Origin of the sequence: Oceanicaulis sp. (assembly GCF_965249665.1) — a bacterium.
Taxonomy (GTDB): domain Bacteria; phylum Pseudomonadota; class Alphaproteobacteria; order Caulobacterales; family Maricaulaceae; genus Oceanicaulis.
Map to the genome: position 1 here is coordinate 15001 of NZ_OZ252247.1, position 16449 is coordinate 31449.

17 protein-coding genes (1 of these 17 only partly in view) are annotated in these 16449 nt (G+C 62.2%); 7 read left to right on the forward strand and 10 right to left on the reverse strand.

What is annotated here, in order from left to right; genetic code table 11:
- The 3 genes in view from hfaA to hfaD are tightly spaced (each overlapping or abutting the next) and all read left to right on the forward strand, a layout consistent with a single transcriptional unit that may run on beyond the window.
- Positions 1 to 152: the 3' end of a holdfast anchoring protein HfaA gene (hfaA, locus tag ACP154_RS00075; RefSeq protein ID WP_421858020.1), read on the forward strand. 316 nt of this gene lie to the left of the window's left edge; 152 of the gene's 468 nt are visible here — the last part of the coding sequence; its start codon lies off the left edge, out of view; it ends in the stop codon at positions 150 to 152.
- A complete protein-coding gene (gene hfaB / locus ACP154_RS00080) occupies positions 142 to 1131 on the forward strand; it encodes a holdfast anchoring protein HfaB (protein WP_107711109.1) in 990 nt (329 codons plus the stop codon). The genes hfaA and hfaB overlap by 11 nt, the downstream gene beginning before the upstream one ends.
- Entirely contained in the window at positions 1046 to 2284 is a 1239-nt protein-coding gene (gene hfaD, locus ACP154_RS00085; RefSeq protein WP_421858017.1) for a holdfast anchor protein HfaD, read from the forward strand. Before hfaB ends, hfaD begins: the two co-directional genes overlap by 86 nt.
- Before the next feature lie 144 nt (positions 2285 to 2428).
- On the opposite strand, the gene ACP154_RS00090 is transcribed toward hfaD, so the two are convergent.
- Positions 2429 to 3331, reverse strand: coding sequence for a hypothetical protein (locus ACP154_RS00090; protein WP_421858015.1), 903 nt, complete (start codon positions 3329 to 3331; stop codon positions 2429 to 2431).
- Between the two features lie 172 nt (positions 3332 to 3503).
- Here ACP154_RS00090 and ACP154_RS00095 point away from each other — a divergent pair, with 172 nt between their 5' ends.
- From ACP154_RS00095 to ACP154_RS00105, 3 genes are all read left to right on the forward strand, one after another.
- Complete coding sequence (locus ACP154_RS00095; protein ID WP_421858013.1) at positions 3504 to 4088, forward strand: PAS domain-containing protein; 585 nt, start codon at positions 3504 to 3506, stop codon at positions 4086 to 4088.
- A 55-nt stretch (positions 4089 to 4143) separates the two neighbouring features.
- A complete protein-coding gene (locus ACP154_RS00100) occupies positions 4144 to 4758 on the forward strand; it encodes a PilZ domain-containing protein (RefSeq protein WP_107711112.1) in 615 nt (204 codons plus the stop codon).
- 138 nt (positions 4759 to 4896) lie between these two features.
- Entirely contained in the window at positions 4897 to 5421 is a 525-nt protein-coding gene (locus tag ACP154_RS00105; RefSeq protein WP_107711113.1) for a DUF4339 domain-containing protein, read from the forward strand.
- A gap of 81 nt (positions 5422 to 5502) precedes the next feature.
- On the opposite strand, the gene ACP154_RS00110 is transcribed toward ACP154_RS00105, so the two are convergent.
- Positions 5503 to 6030: a gamma carbonic anhydrase family protein gene (locus ACP154_RS00110; protein ID WP_421858010.1), complete on the reverse strand. Its 528-nt coding sequence runs from the start codon at positions 6028 to 6030 to the stop codon at positions 5503 to 5505.
- A 331-nt stretch (positions 6031 to 6361) separates the two neighbouring features.
- On the opposite strand from ACP154_RS00110, the gene ACP154_RS00115 reads away from it, so the two are divergent.
- Positions 6362 to 7117: a PhoH family protein gene (locus ACP154_RS00115; protein ID WP_421858008.1), complete on the forward strand. Its 756-nt coding sequence runs from the start codon at positions 6362 to 6364 to the stop codon at positions 7115 to 7117.
- 56 nt (positions 7118 to 7173) lie between these two features.
- On the opposite strand, the gene ACP154_RS00120 is transcribed toward ACP154_RS00115, so the two are convergent.
- From ACP154_RS00120 to ACP154_RS00155, 8 genes are all read right to left on the reverse strand, one after another.
- A complete protein-coding gene (locus ACP154_RS00120; protein WP_421858006.1) occupies positions 7174 to 8730 on the reverse strand; it encodes an ABC transporter permease/substrate-binding protein in 1557 nt (518 codons plus the stop codon).
- Positions 8723 to 9505, reverse strand: a complete 783-nt coding sequence (locus ACP154_RS00125; RefSeq protein ID WP_421858004.1) for an ATP-binding cassette domain-containing protein — start codon at positions 9503 to 9505, stop codon at positions 8723 to 8725. Before ACP154_RS00125 ends, ACP154_RS00120 begins: the two co-directional genes overlap by 8 nt.
- A gap of 31 nt (positions 9506 to 9536) precedes the next feature.
- Entirely contained in the window at positions 9537 to 9764 is a 228-nt protein-coding gene (locus ACP154_RS00130; RefSeq protein WP_421858002.1) for a DUF3126 family protein, read from the reverse strand.
- A gap of 82 nt (positions 9765 to 9846) precedes the next feature.
- Positions 9847 to 10674 (reverse strand): serine O-acetyltransferase, encoded by an 828-nt coding sequence (gene cysE, locus ACP154_RS00135; protein WP_107711118.1) that lies wholly within the window; start codon positions 10672 to 10674, stop codon positions 9847 to 9849.
- A 34-nt stretch (positions 10675 to 10708) separates the two neighbouring features.
- Entirely contained in the window at positions 10709 to 11317 is a 609-nt protein-coding gene (locus tag ACP154_RS00140; RefSeq protein WP_421857998.1) for an NUDIX domain-containing protein, read from the reverse strand.
- Positions 11314 to 14418, reverse strand: coding sequence for an efflux RND transporter permease subunit (locus tag ACP154_RS00145; RefSeq protein WP_421857996.1), 3105 nt, complete (start codon positions 14416 to 14418; stop codon positions 11314 to 11316). Before ACP154_RS00145 ends, ACP154_RS00140 begins: the two co-directional genes overlap by 4 nt.
- A 4-nt stretch (positions 14419 to 14422) precedes the next feature.
- Positions 14423 to 15559, reverse strand: coding sequence for an efflux RND transporter periplasmic adaptor subunit (locus tag ACP154_RS00150; protein WP_421857994.1), 1137 nt, complete (start codon positions 15557 to 15559; stop codon positions 14423 to 14425).
- A gap of 97 nt (positions 15560 to 15656) precedes the next feature.
- Complete coding sequence (locus tag ACP154_RS00155) at positions 15657 to 16391, reverse strand: TetR/AcrR family transcriptional regulator (protein ID WP_107711122.1); 735 nt, start codon at positions 16389 to 16391, stop codon at positions 15657 to 15659.
- Positions 16392 to 16449 lie beyond the last annotated feature (58 nt).

A 16449-nucleotide genomic window follows, 5' to 3' on the forward strand; every position in this document is an offset into this window, starting at 1 on the left:
ACCAGCTCAATGTGGTCGTGAACGGCAATTACAACACCGTGGTGATCAACAATCGCCAGACCAATACCGGCGACATCACCGCCAATGCGGGCGCGGTCGCCGCAACCGCGGAGTCTCAGTCCACTCAAGGAGCGTCCGCCAATGATCGTTAAGCGCCTCCTCGCCGCGGCTGCGTCCGCCTTGACGCTGACAGCCTGCGCCACCTCGACGCCAGGATCTGACGGGCTATACGCCACTCCGACAGGCGGTGCGCCGGTGACCCCGAATCCGACCCCCTATTCTGATGCTCTGGTCTGTTTGTCCGGTTATGCGCGCCAGCATGGCCAGGCCGCGCCGCGTGTCGCGGTGGGCCGGATTGCCGACTATACCGGCCAGATGAACCCGGAAGGCGGCACGCGCGTGACTCAAGGCGCATCCTTGATGGCCATCAGCGCTTTCGCCAAGGCTGGCGCGCGACTGGTGGAGCGTTTTGATACGTCGGTCGCCGAACTCGAATTGCGCTACGCCAACAATCAGTTGATCGGCGACGCAGCCGAGCAGGACGGCTATCGCCAGATTTACGCCGGCTCAATTCCTGGCTCTGACTATTATCTGGTGGGCGGCATCACCGAGCTCAACGCCAATATCCGCTCGAACGGTCAGGACGTTCTGGCGGGGGATTCTGTGGACTCAGATCCGTCCGGCCTGTTCTCGCGCCGCATGTATGTGATGAATGTGGGGCTCGACCTGCGTCTCATCGATTCGCGGACGCTGGAAGTGGTCGACGTGGTTTCCTACCAGAAACAGATCATCGGTCGCGAATTGTCCGCCGGCGTTTTCGCCTTCTTTGGCGATGTGGTGCTGGATGCGTCAGCGGGCGGCCGCTCGCTGGAGCCGATCCAGCTCGCCGTGCGTTCGGTCGTCGAGCGCGCTGTGCTGGAGATCTCGTCACAGCTTTACCAGGTCGCGCCAGAGCAAGTTTGCTCCTTCAACGACCCGATCGGCCCGTCCAACATTACCGGCGGCGTTCAGCTGAACACCGCTTACGCCCCCACGGAGGCTCCCTATGTCCAGGCTCGCACGAGTGTTGATCGCGGGCACCAGCGCCGCGACGTTGATATCCGCAGCCAGCTTCGCGGAACCTATCAATAAGGTCGAGCTCGACCAGGACCAGACCGGCCCGGTCTCTAGTGAAGACACTCAGAGTGCGGACGGCGTGCGGGACATGGTCTCTACGGCTGTGGCGCAAGGCAACTCCGGCACAGGCGCCCTGTCTGGCGATAGCGAGATCTCGGGTTCACAAACTCTGGACGGCTCGGTCAGCGCCAGCTCGCTGTTAAGCGCGAACGGGGTGTGGGCCAGCGTCATCAGCACGGCCACCGCTCAGGGCAACGCCCTGACGGCCCAAGTCGAGGATGGCGCTCTGGCGATGGATCTTGAGCAAACCGCCCAAGCAGGACAGGTCAGCGCCCTGTCGGCTTTGCGCATCTCTGACTACGCCGCTCATACCGTGCAAACGGCCTCGAGCGCGGTCAATGCGATCCAGACGAGTGCGGAAGGCGGTCAGACCCTGTCGATTCGCCAGGCAAGCGCCGCGAACTCCAGCGCCGAAGCGCGTGTGGACGCCGCAGGCGCAGAGATCGAAACCAGTGTTGTCGGCGCCGTTGCTGCGGGCAACAGCCTGCTCTCCACCGCCGAGGACGAAGAGTCAGTGCTGACGCTCGATCAGTCCCAAACAGGGTCAACCACCTCAACCGCGTATGCGGAGGTCGGTAATGCGGATTATGGCGTGACGGCGGCGTCGCAAGCGGCAGGCAACACCGCCACTTTCCAGAACGATTATGGCGATAGCCAGGTGGGCGGCGTCCAGTTCAACTCCGGTGAAGCCCGCTCTGAAACCGTGATCCTGGCCGGCGATTTCGCCAATGGCTACGCGACGGGATCCGCAAACGCTGTCGGTAATTCGGTCCTGACCTCGACGATAGGCGCGAACACCTATTCAGGCGTCCAGCAGACCAATTCCGGCGATGTGGTCGCCAGCGTGTCCATGGTGGGCGGGTATGATGGCGGCTCCGGTGCGGGACTGGGCTCTGTTTTGAACGCCACCGCCATCGGCAATGCGCAATCAGCCTATGTCTGCGCCTCTTGCCCGGTGGGCGTGACGGGCGACATCAACCAGATCAATTCCGGCGCCGTCACCGCCAGCGCCGCCACCGTGCATAACGGCCAAATTCGCACACTCACCAGTTCTGCGACCGCCGTGGGCAATGCAGCCACCTTCGCGACACAGACCCGCGGGAACTAAATCAATAAAAGACATACCCAACTGACTGGCCGCCTGATCACTGGGGCGGCCTTTTTCTTCTCCAGGATCAAGCGGTCCAGCTCACACAAAAAACCCCGAAGGTGGACCCTTCGGGGTTTTGATCATTCGGCAACGGCTAAAGGCTTAGTGGTATCCGCCCACGCCGCCATCCAGCATCAAGGTCATGGAGCTGCGCTCATACCGTTCGCTGCGGCGTTCGACAGTCTCGGTATAATGCTCTTCATAACGATACCAGATCAGCTTAACGCCCGGACCATGCAGGCGCAGCAGCGATCTCTCATTACAATTGCGGCGATGCTCTTGCGGGGCGCAGAACAGCTCGCCGCCCCGACCATAGCGCAGAGCCTCGCCCTTCTGACATTGAATAGAAACGCCGTCGAAACGGTCTTCGCCCGCCTCGCGCCAGCCCAGGGTCGCCTGAAGCGCGGTGCCCGCAACGCAGCGGAAGATCTCGCCGTCAAAGTCTGGCGTCACGCGTTCATCAGGGTCCGGACGCGAAGCGGGATGCGGATTGCCGCTGTCGTCCATGCAATACGCGCGGACAAGTCGCCATTCCTCGACCCAGCGCGAGCGCTCTTCTTCATAGCTCTCGTATTCGCTTTCACCAGCCAGACGCAGGCCTGAAACCATGCTCGCCGCCGGAGCCGCGCCCCGGCTGAAATATCCGCCGCCGCCATAATAGATGGTGGCGCCCGATCCTGCAGACGAAGTCGCCGTCGCGCCAGCGCTCGCTGTCGCGCTGACATTGACGTTGACCGAAGTGTTCACATGAACGCCGCCCACATTGACGGTCGTGCCGCCCACATGAACGCTGGGCGCGCCGATATTGATGCTGGGCGCGCCAATCACCGGACCACCCGGATGCGTGCAACAGGGAGGTGGCGGAGGCGGCGGGGCGCAACACGGATCGCCGGCGCCAGAGCCGGTCATAGTCACAGCCAACGCCGGCGCCGTCATCGCCGCGGACGCCAGAAGGCTCGCCGCCAGGGCGGCCAGTGCGGAAGCGTATCGTGTTGAAACGCGCATGGCGGTCTCCGTTCTCATTCTCGCTTCGAGTTGCAAGACCGAGGCCGAAAACAGGCGCCGCGCTTATCAACATGGAAAAACCGCCTGTCTCAGGGGTTTGGCAAGCCCCTTGCAAACTGTGCCGTCAAGTTCGGCGCCGCGCCTGATCAAGGCTCGGAGAGGGACGCCCGAAATGACGAAGAAAGAGGGACGGCGCGTGAAGCACCCCAACACAAAGACATTGCTGGCCTATTGGGAAGCCCGCCGACGCGGCGAATCTGCGCCGCAGCGCGCTGATATCGCTCCGGAGGATCTGGGATCGTTATTGGCGAACCTGTTCTTGTTGCGCCGAATGGATCAGGGTCACCATGTGTTTCGCTTGGCGGGCACCGGTTTATGCCGGATGCATCAACGCGAGTTTCGCGATCAAAACTTCCTGTCGCTCTGGCAGGGCCATGACCGGGCGCATGTCTCGGCCTTGTTGGAAGGAGCGCTGTCGACCCCTGCCCCGGCCAGTCTCGTGACAGAAGCTGTCAGCCTTGATAGCGAGCAAACCTCGGTCGAGATCGCGCTATTGCCGCTCAAGGGCCCGGAAGGATGGCTCGATCGCGTGCTCGGCCTCTATCAGCCCCTGACCCCGCGTCCCGCCAACAGCCGCCCCATTGTAAGACACCGGCTACAGGCGCTGCATCCGGCGCAATGCCCGGATCCGCATTTTTCCGCATTCACCGCACCCAGTTTTGAAGCAGCAGGTCTGCGCGTGGCGAACGACAGCTAAACTAGCGAAATATTAAGTGTGCACGCCCTAACTTCTCGTATGAGTCGAGGGTGATATGACGCGACCGGTTGATTTGAGCGCCCGGCTGGACCGCCGGAAAATCAAGATTGCCGCGCGCGGCGCTGAAGAGCGCCGCCGTCATCGTCGTGTGCGCCTGTCGCTGACCGGTCGCGGTTTGTCGCCTAGCGCAGGTGAGTTCAGCTGCACGCTTGTCGATGTCTCGCCTGGCGGCGCTCGAATCTCCAGCAAAACCCCGCCTGAAAAGGGCGAACGCGTCGTCTTGCTGTTTGACGGTCTGGGCCGGATGGAAGGCGAGGTTTTGCGTGCGGGACGGTCCGGCTTCATCGTTCGGCTGCAAGGCTCCCAGCGCAAACGCGACCGGCTGGCCGACGCCATTACCTGGCGTTTCAATATGCAACGCCTGGGGCTGGATGAAGACCGCACCGCGCCTCGCAAACCTGGACGCGGACGGGCCAAGATCAGGCTCCGTGACGGCGTGGTGATCCAGGCGGATGTGATCGACGTCTCGATCAGCGGCGCCGCCTTCGCCTGCCTTGAACGCCCGCGCCTCGGAGAGGCTGTTCGGGTGGGCGATATGCAAGGTCATGTCGCACGATGGCTGGACAATGGCTTCGCAGTAGCGTTCGATCCTCCTGCCGATCGGAGTTGAGGGCTCCGGGTGGTTTTTCACAGAGGACGCATGACAGCGTCATCTTGAGACACCATATACCGAGGGGAACGGCCCGTTTCTTGCCTGATAGAGGATGACGCCTCAGGCAATAGGGCCTATTGGCCGGGAGAAATTTTGATGCCGCGCGACGACGGAATCGCCATGTCCTGGTTTGTGAAAGTGGAAGGCCGTGTCTACGGGCCTTACACGGGAGCGCAAATGCGAGCCTTCGTCGGCGAAGGCCGTGTGGCGGTGCACTCCACCGTATCAGAACAACGCGATGGTGAATTTCGCGATGCGCGCGACGTGCCGCAACTCAAAGCCTGGCTGGACGAAGCCAGGCGCGCGCCTGGTGAACGACGCCCTGCGCCCAGTGATGCGCGCACGTCAAATTTTGTCATTGTCGCCGATCTCAACTCTGACAGCCGCGGCGGGTTTGAAGCTGCTCTGAAAGATTTCGGGGATGTGGAAGCCATCACCCCTGGCGTCTGGCTGCTGCGCGGCGCCGCGAGCGCAGCACATCTGCGCAATGAATTGAGCCATCTGCTGGCGCGCGATGACAAGCTGCTTGTGGTGGACGCTTCACGCGATCGCAGCGCCTGGTTCAATCTGGGCCGCAACGCCGATCAACGCATCCGCGATCTCTGGGGCCGCCGGGATTGAACCTGGAAGCTCATTGCAGACCATCACAGAACTGATGCTATCGGCGCCGCAGAGTCTTCTGCGGCGCCGTTTTGATTCAGGCTATCCGACAGGCTTCAGCCCCTGGGCGTAACGCGCCGCGTTATCGGCGTAATGATCGGCGCTGGCTTTGAGCATCTCGGCCACCCCTTCACCAATCTCTTTGACCACCTTGCCCGGCGCGCCCATCACGACCGAGCCGTCCGGAATCTCCTTGCCTTCGGTGATCAGGGCGTGTGCGCCGATGATGCAGTTCTTGCCAATCTTGGCGCCGTTGAGAATCGTCGCGCCGATCCCGATCAGCGAGTAATCGCCCACGGTACAGCCATGCAGCATGGCCTTGTGCCCCACGGTGACGCCTTTACCCAGGGTGAGCGGAAAACCCATGTCGGTGTGCATGACCGAACCGTCCTGCACATTGGACTCCACGCCGATCGTGATCAGCTCATTATCGCCGCGCACCACAGCGCCGAACCAGACCGAGGCCCGAGGCAGGAGTTTGACACGACCAATCAAAGCCGCATCGGGCGCGACCCAGGCGCCGTCATCGCTGATTTCCGGGCTTACATTGTCCAGGCTGTACAGGGCCATATAGGGCCTCCCCAGGTGTTGCGCCGCAATATATTGCGGTCTGAAAACATATTTATGTCGGTCATGAGACCTATGGACTCATACTTCGTTAGGCGTCCAACATCACACTGTGCATGCGATTCGAGATCAAGGTTTCGATTCGCTTCGCACGCGCCGCAAGGCGCCGGATGTGTGAAGGAGGTCGCCATGGCGTACGCGCCACCGCAAGATCAGATGACCCCGCCGCCCAGCGCGTCGGAATCGTCTGAGTCCTCAGCCTTCATTTCAACCGCTTTGATGACCCCTCCGCTGCCGCGTGAGGGGTTTTTTCTTGTCTTCTGGAGGGCCTGACATGGGCAGACGAGCCACCAAACGCCGCCAAGCCGGACAATTCAATGCTGACGCCTATGAGGAAGAGAAAGTTCGCTCGCTCTTCCCCGGGACCAGCTGGTCCCCGGATGACAAGGAGCCGATGCGCGATCAGAGCTACACCAAGAACGTCAAACCGCGCTCGAAAAACCAGGCCGAGCTCATGGAGGCTATTGAGGCCCACAATCTCGTGATGGCTCTGGGCCCCGCGGGGACGGGCAAGACCTATCTCGCGGTCGCCAAGGGCGTGGAAGCGCTTGAGAACGGCGAAGTCGGCCGCATCGTCCTGTCGCGCCCAGCTGTGGAAGCCGGCGAATCGATCGGTTTCCTGCCCGGGGCCATGGAAGAGAAGCTCGCGCCTTATCTGCGTCCGCTCTATGACGCGCTGGCGGACCGGCTCAGCCCCAAACGCCTGAAGGCGCTCATGGCGGAAGGCCTGATCGAGATCGCTCCGATCGGCTATATGCGCGGCCGTACGCTGAACAACGCCTTCGTGGTGGTGGACGAGGCGCAGAACTGCACCTATGCCCAGCTCAAAATGCTGCTGACCCGCCTTGGATGGAACTCCACCATGGTGGTGACCGGCGACCCGGCCCAGACTGATCTTTTGCCTGAAATGTCAGGCCTGGCCACCATCGCCGACAAGCTTGAAGAAGTGGACAATATCGGCGTGGTCCGCCTGCAGAAGGAAGACATTGTGCGTCACCCGCTCGTGGCGAGCATGCTGACGGTTCTCTAAGGACAGAGCTGGACCCGAGTGAACGGCCTCGCGCCTGCGCGGGGCCGTTTCACATTTCAGGGCTGTGTTGCATCCAGAATCAGCTGGGCGGCCTCACCCACGGACCGGCGCTCAACCTCCACAACGGCATTGGCCTGACGCATCAAATCCGCGTCGACCGAGCCCAGAAGCGGCGCCAGGGCACGGGCGATTGCGGGACGCTGCGCCGCATCGGCTGACAACAGGATTACAGCGTCATAAGGCGGCAAGGCGCCAAGCGGATCTTCAAGCACGACCAGGTCATACGCCAGCACGCGCCCGTCTGAGGTATAGGCTGTGATCACGTCGACCGCTCCATTCTGGACCGCGTCATACATGAAGGTGGAATCCATGCTGCGCTGCTCAACGCCCGCTCCCAGCCCGTAAAGGCTGCGCGTCCGTTCCCATTCAGGTCGTGCGAAGAATTCAGGGTCCGCGCCAATCGACTGCGATGGCAATCGGGCCAGATCTGAAATGGTTTCAAGATCATTGGCCGCTGCGAATGTGCGGGTGACCGCGAATCCATAAGCGTTTTCAAATCCGAGCCGACCTAGAGAGACGATGCCTGCGCTTTCATAGAGCCAGCTCGTCACTGCTGCGTTCATCAGATGCCGACCAATTGGCGCATCCTCGCCCATCGCGTTGGCCCACAGCGTCCCGGTGTAATCCACATAGACGTCAATCTCGCCCGAGCGCAGCGCGTCAAACACCACCGTAGAGCCCAGATTGTCACGGCGTTCTGTCTGCGCGCCCGCCGCGCGTAGCCGGGATTCAATGACTTCGGCGAGAATGTATTGCTCAGTGAAGCTTTTCGCGCCCACCACCACGGGCAGCTCGCTGAGCCCGCTTTCAGCGCGCGCCCTCTCTGCGCTCACTCCATCACCTGGGCGGGTATTAATAAGTGTAGCGGCGCCAAGGGCCAAAGCCGGAATGAGAACCGTCGCCAACGCCGCCCCAATCGCACTGCGGGGCTTGCCTATCTTCAACGCGCGTTCGATGGCCGCGATCAGCTGGTCCAGCAGCAAGGCCAGACCGGCCGAGCACAAACAGCCGAAGATGACCGCCGCCCAGGTGCGCGTTTGCAGTCCGGAAAATATGTAATTGCCCAAGCTCGTCGCACCGACAGGCGTCGCCAGCGTCGCCGCTCCGACAACCCAGACTGTGGCGGTGCGGATCCCGGCGATAATGGCTGGCGCCGCCAGCGGCAACTCGACCTGCACCAGACTTTGCGCCGGCGACATCCCGACGCCCCGCGCCGCTTCGCGCACGGTCACGTGCACGCCCTGAAGCCCGACAATGGTGTTGCGCAAGATCGGCAGAACGCCATACAGCGTCAGCGCGATGAAAGCGGGCAGAAACCCGATCATTCCGCCCAGCACAGGCACCATCAGCGCCAGCAAAGCGAGCGCAGGAATGGTTTGAAGCACGCTCGCCACGCCCAGCGCCGGACGTGCGATGGCGGGATTGCGCGCCGCGACGATCCCGAGCGGCAAGGACACGATGAGCGCCGTTACGATCGCAACAACAGACAATCGCATATGACCGCCCAAATAAGCGGGCAAGTTTTCAATCAGATTGGGCAGAGCCTCAAACATCACCGCGCTCCGCCTCGGACTTCAAGGCCTGCACGGCGTCCGCTTCATGAAGCGGGCTTTCCAGCATCGTCCTGACGATTGCGTGACCGGGCGCGTTCAGCAGCGCCTGGGGTGAGCCGGACTGGACGATTGCGCCGTCATGCATGACCGCGATCCTGTCCGCCATCAAAAGCGCTTCGGCCATGTCATGGGTCACCATGACCGCGGCAAACCCCATCCGTTTCTGCAAGTCGATGAAGTCACGGCGCAAAGCATCGCGGGTAATGGGGTCCAGAGCGCCAAAGGGTTCGTCCATCAAGACGAGGTTGGAGCCCGCCGCCAGCGCGCGCGCCACGCCCACTCGCTGGCGTTGACCGCCCGACAGCGTGCCGGGACGCCGATCACGGAACTGCGCCGGGTCCAGCCGGACCAATTCCAGCATTTCGTCGACACGTTGCGTTATGTGCTGCGGCGTCCAATCGAGGAGCCTCAGCGTGACGGCGACATTGTCGCCCACGCTCATATGCGGAAACAGGCCGTCGCCCTGCATCACCCAGCCGATCCGGCGCCGCAAGCTCACAGGATCAAGGCCGGCCGCATCCTCATCTTCCACCAAGACCCGACCGGCGCTCGGCTCCAGCAGTCGATTGATGCATTTGAGCGTCGTGGTCTTGCCGCAGCCGGATTCGCCAACCAGGGCCAGCAGCTCTCCCGCATCCACGTCGAAGCTGACATCGCGGACGGCTTTGACGCCGCCGCGATAGGTCTTTTCAAGCTGGTCGACGCTCAGGATCACAGGAGGTGATATCGCCAGTCAGAGCGACTGATCAGACCCCTTCAAGGTCAATGTCGAGAATGACGATTTCGAACGAGTAAGAGGTTTCGCCCTCTTCCACATTCTTGGACACCACACCCAGCAATTCGGATTCGATGTAGATTTCCGCGCATTCGTCCGCGCGCTGGCGCAGGCGGACCGCCAGTTTCGGGTTCAGCTTGCTGCGCAGAAAGGTTTCGACTTTTTTCGCTTCAGCAGCGGTAAAAACGGGCGCGGACACGGCACTACCTCTTGTTCATGGATCGATGAGTCTGGCGCACCCTAGCGTTCTCCCCGCTCAGGGCAACACAAAGGGCGCAGGACTAGCTGTCGTCGCCATTGGCCGAGAAGGTCTGGTCCATGGTGCGCGACGGCTCGGCGCACCGCCCGCCCACGGGCTTGGCGGGAACCCCCGCCACGGTGCAGCGCGACGGTACGTCAGACAAGACGACCGAGCCGGCTGCGATCCGCGCTTCTGCGCCGACGGCGATATCGCCCAGCACCTTGGCGCCGGCGCCAATCAGCACGCCATTGCCGATCTTGGGATGACGATCACCGCTATCCGCGCCCGTGCCGCCCAGCGTGACTTCGTGCAGGATCGAAACATTATCGCCCACCACCGCCGTCTCGCCGATCACCACGGACGTGGCGTGGTCGATCATGATGCCACGCCCCAGCTGGGCGGCAGGATGCACGTCGACGCCAAAACGTTCCGACATCCGGCTTTGCATATGAAACGCCAGCGTATCGCGCCCTTCCCGCCAAAGGCGGTGTGCGATGCGGTAGCACAGCAGAGAATGAAAGCCCTTGAAATACAAGAAGGGCTGCAAGAGCGAGCGGCAGGCTGGATCGCGCTCGTCCACCGCCAGCATATCGGCGGCGGCCTGCTCGACCAGGTCCTGTTCGGCTTCCAGCGCCGCCTTGGCCACATCGTGGACCTGTAACGCGTCCAGCTGGGAGTCGCTCATCTTCGACGCCACCCGGTGCGCGAGCGCTTCTGTCAGACCGTCATGACGCAGAATCGCCGCGTTCAGAAAACTCGCCAGCATCGGCTCTTCCGCCGCAGCCGAGGCGGCTTCCAGTCGCAGCCGGTTCCAGACAGAGCCCGCAAGCGGCGTCTCCGCGAAAGTCTGGGTTTGCGCGATGGTCATGGGCGGCTCCTGTGAGGGTCGCAAGGCAGGCGTCTCAGGCTTTATCAAGCCCGGACAGGATGGACCGGGAGAGGTCAGGGTCAAGAGCGCCAAGACGGGCCTTTTCAACCGCAGTCATCAGCATGATCAGGGAGAACCCGTCCCGAATAGCGCCAGAAGTGGCCATGGACAGCGCCTCGCGCAAGGGCAAACGCCGCATCTGCATGTCAGCCTCGCTGCCCTCGCGGTTCGGCTGCCCTGCTTCAAGACCCCATGCGATATAGCTTTGGGCGCGCTCATTTGTGATCGAATTTGACACATCAAATTCAATCAGTTCGCACCACTGCGACGCGCTAAGCCCCGTCTCTTCGGTCAGCTCCCGTTTGGCGGCGACAAGCGGGTCAGCGCCCACCGCTCCGCCGCCCTCCGGCAATTCCCACGAATAGGCGTCCAGCGCGAAACGGTACTGACCCACCAATACCGTGTCGCCATTCTCAAATACGGGCAGCACGCCGATAGCGGCGTTTCTGGGCTCTACAACACCATAAAGCCCTGGCGCGCCATCAGGACGCAACACGTCAAATTCCCGCACTTGCATCCATGGATTCTCATAGCCCAGACGCTCGTTGAGAATCGTCCAGGGGCCGCGTTTACGCTCTGTCATGAGGCGGGCTCTAACCGTGTCTCGGCCTTGGGTTCGTCACGGGTTTCAAACCGGGACAGCAATACGAACGCCGCCGGCGCGAAGATCAACGCCAAAAGCGCGGAGCCCGCCACACCGCCTGCAACGGCCGCCGCGAACGGAAGCCAGAACGCATCGCCCTGGACCAGCAAGGGCGCGAACCCGCCAATGGTGGTCAGCGTCGTCGCAACGATGTGCCGTGTGGCGTCCACCACGGTCTCCCGTACGGCGTCAGCGTCTCCCTGACGGGCCTTCGCGTTGGCCTTCAGTGCTGAGAGCACCACGATGGAACCGTTGATCGCCAGCCCCACCAGTCCCAAAGACCCGACAATAGCGTTAAAGCCCAGCGGCGTTCCGAACATCCACACGCCAAACATGGCGAGCCCTACAGACAGGAAACCGACGCAGAAGATCACGCCTGCATAGCGGAATGAGTTGAACGCCAGGACGACCGCAGCGACCATCAAGATCAGCAAGGGAATGGCGGTAGACATCAGATTGGCCATCGCCTCGCCCTGGTTTTCCGCTTCCCCGCCTATGACAAGCCGGTATCCCGGAGGCAAGGGCTGGCCTTGCGCCTCATACCGCGCTTGAAACTCGGCGAGCGTGGAGGCGGGCAGCACATATGGGGAGAGATAGCCATAAATCTCATTCACCCGCTCGCCATCCGTGCGCGTGATCACAGAGGTCTCAGGCTCAAGAGACACCGCTCCGAACGCGCCCACAGGGGTGGATCGGCCGGACTCATCAGCGGTCGGCACAGGCACAGCGGAGATTAACGCCGCGGAGGCGCGCCGGTCTTGCGGGGCGACGACTCGAACGGGTAATTCCTCCACGCCTTCCAGCACGGATCCGCCAACCACGCCGTCAACATCGGCCCGGACGCGGTCCGCCAGATCCCCCAGCCGAACGCCGAACAGGCTGGCGGCGGCTTCATCGACATTGAGGCGCACAATGGGCTCGCCCAGCGCCAGCTCCGCCTGGGTGTAAGTCACGCCCGGCGTCGACCCGAGGATGCGCCGGATATCATCGCCCAGCTGGTCAAGCACCGCCAGGTCCGGGCCAATGACGCCGATGACGATCGGCGCCGGCGCGGGCGGCCCTTGCTCAAACGGCAAGGCGAGGAACTGATCATTGGGAAATTGCTCACGGACGTCAGCCTGAAGCGTCTGCACCACGCGGCGCGATGTGCGGGCGTCAGTCGCGCGGACGAAGCCTTGAGCGAAGTTTGGCCGCCCTTCCTCGGACCCAAACATATTGTAATAAACACGCGGGCTGGCCTCGCCGAGCACCCAGACCACATCTTCCACCCCGTCATAAGAGAGAATGAGGTCGGTCGCTTCCATCACCCGGTCGCGGGTCTGGTCAATCGAACTGGCGGGCGGCAGGACCAGCCGCACCTGGAACATATCGCGCTCGGTCGGCGGAAAGAACTGGCCTGGCAAAGTGCTGGCGGCGGCGAATCCGGCGATGGGAAAGACCAGCCCCAACGCCACGCCGAGCCAGGGCTGCGCGATCACCGCATTCAGAACGCTGCGATACGCTTTGGACAGCGGTCGGGCGCGCAAGCCGTCGCGCCAGAACGGGGCGTTCTCTTCTCCGGCGCGGCCATCATCAAACCAGGCGGCCATCGCCAGAATGACCGTGAAGGCCAGTACGAAGCTGGAAGCTACGGCGAAGATGACCGAAATGCCGATCATCGAGATGAACTCACCAGCCGTGCCCGGCATCAGGGCGATAGGACCGAACGCGAAAATCGTCGTGAGAGTCGACGCCAAAAGCGGCCCGAACAGCGTTTTGACCGCCTTGTCCACCGCCGCCAGTCGCTCAAGACCGCGGGCGCGCAACAGGCGGTAATCATCCACCACCACGATGGCGTTATCGATCAACAGTCCCAGTGCTACGACGAGGCCCGTCACCGACATCTGGTGCAAGGGCTCGCCGTAAAAATTGATCAGCACCATCACCAGCAGAACGGTGAGCGGCAGGGCGGATCCGACAATGAAGGCGCTGCGCCAGCCCATCATGAAGAACAAGACGACGAACACGATCAGGGCCGAAACACCCAGATTGCGCGCCAGTCCGGACAGCCGATCCACCACGTATTCAGACTGGGCCATCAGGATCTCGACCTCGACGCCGGGATTGGCGGCGGCGAATTCGGCGACGACGGCTTGCGCGCGCGCATCCCAGGCGTCGACCTGAAGCTCTGGCTCGAGATAGCCCGCCACGAGGATGGTCCGGCGCCCGTTATAATAGCTTTCGCTCGCGTTGGGCGTTCGGAGCGTGCGTTCCACATTGGCGATGTCGGACAGCCGCAAAAATCCCTGCGCACCTTGCGTCACAGGCACCTCTCGCACTCGATCCAGCGTCTCGAACGCGCCCGCCACATCCACATTCACATCTAGCGCCGGTCCCGCCATGCGGCCCGCGGGCGCTTTTGAGTCCGATCGCGCCAGAATGCCGGCGATATCTGCGGCCGTGACGCCCAGCGCCGCCGCGGCCTCAGGGTCCAGCGTGACGCGCACCTCTTCCTGAGGGGCGCCAAAAATATCGGTTTCGTCGGTGCCTGGCACGCTGCGAATGCGGTCCGCCAGATCCTCCGCCAGGCGTGACAAGACGCCGAGCCCGGCTTCCGAGCCATCAGGCCAGCTTAAGGACACCACCAGCGTTGCTGCGCCCATATACTGGCGCTCCACCCGAAGGGGCAGCACACCGTCGGGCAGGCTGGCTTCAACGGCAGAGACCTGGTCGCGCACTTTCGTCCAGGCTTGCTCAACCATGGCGGGGCTCAGGTCTTCGCGGACATTGACGCTAACAAGAGCGATATTGGAGCGAATGGTGGAGTCCACTTCATCCAGCTCCACAAGCTCCATCAGCGCCGCTTCGATCGGCTCCACGATCAGCGCTTCCATACGCTCGGCGTCTGCGCCGGGAAAGCTTGCGACCACAACACCGAAGCGTTCTGTCAGCGACGGGTCTTCCTGGCGTCCCATCACCCCGAGCGCCGCCAGTCCCGCCGCAAGAGTGAGGAAAATCGCCAAAAAGGTCAGCCGCGGCAGGCGGAAAAACAAGGTGGCCATACGCTCAGCCCTCGCTTGCCGGCCGAACAGGCTGGCCCGGCGCAACCCGGTGGACGCCTGTTGTAAGAACGTGCTGGCCGTCTTCGACAGCCCCGCGCAAATAGACCCGGTCTCCTTCCGAATGGAGGACTTCCACCGGCAGCGGCTCGAGGACGAAACGATCGCCCGCAGGCGCGAGCGCATAGATGGACCACATGCCGCGGCGACCTTCCGTCAGCGCCCCTGCAGACGCCCAGAACCCTCGCTCGGACAGCGTATGATCCAGCACCAGGCGTGCAACGCTGCCGCTTGAGACTTGCGCGCTGACCGGCACATCGAAGACGGCGCTGACCGTCCGCTCTCGCGTCTCGATCACCTGGGTGATCGCGCGTAGGGTCACAGACAGGCGCTCACCTGAATTGAGTTCAACTTCATAGGTTTCACCGACTCCCAGTCGGGCCGCATCTTCAAACGGCAAACCCACGCGCAGCTCCAGCGCAGCGCTTTCGACCAAGGTCAGGACAGGCGCGCCCGCGCCGACCGAGGCGCCCTCATCAAAGCTGCGATCCGTAATGACACCGGAGAATGGCGCGGTCAGAGTGGCGAGCTCAATCTGAACGTCCAGGGCATCGCGAACCGCCTGTGCCGATTGTATGCGCGCCAGAGCGGCGTCATATGACGCTTGCGCTTCATCAAGGGCTTGGCCAGACACATGGCCTCGCTCAACCAGGCTTTGCTGTCGGCTCAACGTCACCTCAGCCAATTCAGATTGCGCCTGAGCCACACGAATGTCCGCGCGGGCCGCCTGAAGCTGAGCGTTCAAGGCGCGCGTATCAAGCCGCGCCAGGGACTGCCCCGTCTCGACACGATCACCCACATCAACAAGTATTTCGGCGATCTGCCCGCCCGAGGGAAATCCCAGCGCACTTTGCCGCTGCGCTGTGATCAGGCCGGGAAAATAGGCTTTGATCCGGGTCTGGTCTTCATAACGAACAGGGGAGGCAGCGACAGGTATTGTTTCAATCTGCCGCCCGTCATCATCTGAGCTGGCGCCCGCGCCGCGCAGAGTGCTGACGCCGATGACGGCGACTACGACAAACACCGCTATGGCGGCGACTGTCAGCGCAAATCTCTTCCCGGACCCAGATTTTACGCGCGTCATGTCAGATAATCCTGTACTGTGCGCGTAGGCATATAGGTCGCCAAACGCTGTTTGAAAAGCTAACAGCGTTCACTTACCCGATTTTTTATATTTTTTTCTAGAACCGCTCTCCGGCTTCCAGACGCTGGACGAGTCGATCCGTGCCGAGCCCCCGTAAAATCATCTCCGCATGGAAGCAGATCAGCCGGTCAAGCTCCGCGCGAACGAACTCGTCCGTCAGCTCGGGGGGCGTACGGTCTTCATCGCTGAACACCGGCAGAGCACAGGGAAAATGCGGGATCGCCACCGCCAACTGGGTCAGGCCATGTGTCGCCGCCCAAACTGATTTCGCGGCCAGTTTGAGGTCTAACGACCGAAACCAGCCCCGCTCCATGCTTTGCGAGATCATCTGATTGAGAAACTCCGCCGCCGCGTAGGCATGGGTTTCTTCGGGGTGATCGTCGATATCGGGGAAAGACGAGAAGGCCAGCTTGTAATGACCGGGCTGTTCAAGACCTGTCTCAACATAGGCGCGGATGCAGGCGGTCCCCAACATGGGTCCGTCATCCACCACTTCGCTCACCGCTTTCATCCGGTCATGCAGGCGCTCGAAAAAGCTTTCACGGATTTCGCGGAACAGGGCTTCCTTGGAATCAAAATATTTGTAGAGCGCCGCAGGCGAGTAATCGATGCGCTCGGCGATGCGGCGCATCGACAGCCCCGCCTCTCCCTCTTCGGTAAAGATCGTTTCGGCGGCATGGATGATCGCATCGCGCACTTTGCGGCGGCGGCGTTCCGCCGGGCTGAGCGCGTCTTCACTAACGGCGTTGATTGTCAAATCCCCAACTTTCATCGTTCGCCCGACCGGTCCAGGCCTGCATCGGACAGGCGCCGACTTGATCCGGACGTGC

Coding starts and splice junctions, on each gene's coding strand:
- hfaB (WP_107711109.1), top strand. CDS start 142: ATGATCGTTAAGCGCCTCCTCGCCGCGGCTGCGTCCGCCTTGACGCTG.
- hfaD (WP_421858017.1), top strand. CDS start 1,046: ATGTCCAGGCTCGCACGAGTGTTGATCGCGGGCACCAGCGCCGCGACG.
- ACP154_RS00090 (WP_421858015.1), bottom strand. CDS start 3,331: ATGCGCGTTTCAACACGATACGCTTCCGCACTGGCCGCCCTGGCGGCG.
- ACP154_RS00095 (WP_421858013.1), top strand. CDS start 3,504: ATGACGAAGAAAGAGGGACGGCGCGTGAAGCACCCCAACACAAAGACA.
- ACP154_RS00100 (WP_107711112.1), top strand. CDS start 4,144: ATGACGCGACCGGTTGATTTGAGCGCCCGGCTGGACCGCCGGAAAATC.
- ACP154_RS00105 (WP_107711113.1), top strand. CDS start 4,897: ATGCCGCGCGACGACGGAATCGCCATGTCCTGGTTTGTGAAAGTGGAA.
- ACP154_RS00110 (WP_421858010.1), bottom strand. CDS start 6,030: ATGGCCCTGTACAGCCTGGACAATGTAAGCCCGGAAATCAGCGATGAC.
- ACP154_RS00115 (WP_421858008.1), top strand. CDS start 6,362: ATGGGCAGACGAGCCACCAAACGCCGCCAAGCCGGACAATTCAATGCT.
- ACP154_RS00120 (WP_421858006.1), bottom strand. CDS start 8,730: ATGTTTGAGGCTCTGCCCAATCTGATTGAAAACTTGCCCGCTTATTTG.
- cysE (WP_107711118.1), bottom strand. CDS start 10,674: ATGACCATCGCGCAAACCCAGACTTTCGCGGAGACGCCGCTTGCGGGC.
- ACP154_RS00140 (WP_421857998.1), bottom strand. CDS start 11,317: ATGACAGAGCGTAAACGCGGCCCCTGGACGATTCTCAACGAGCGTCTG.
- ACP154_RS00145 (WP_421857996.1), bottom strand. CDS start 14,418: ATGGCCACCTTGTTTTTCCGCCTGCCGCGGCTGACCTTTTTGGCGATT.
- ACP154_RS00150 (WP_421857994.1), bottom strand. CDS start 15,559: ATGACGCGCGTAAAATCTGGGTCCGGGAAGAGATTTGCGCTGACAGTC.
- ACP154_RS00155 (WP_107711122.1), bottom strand. CDS start 16,391: ATGAAAGTTGGGGATTTGACAATCAACGCCGTTAGTGAAGACGCGCTC.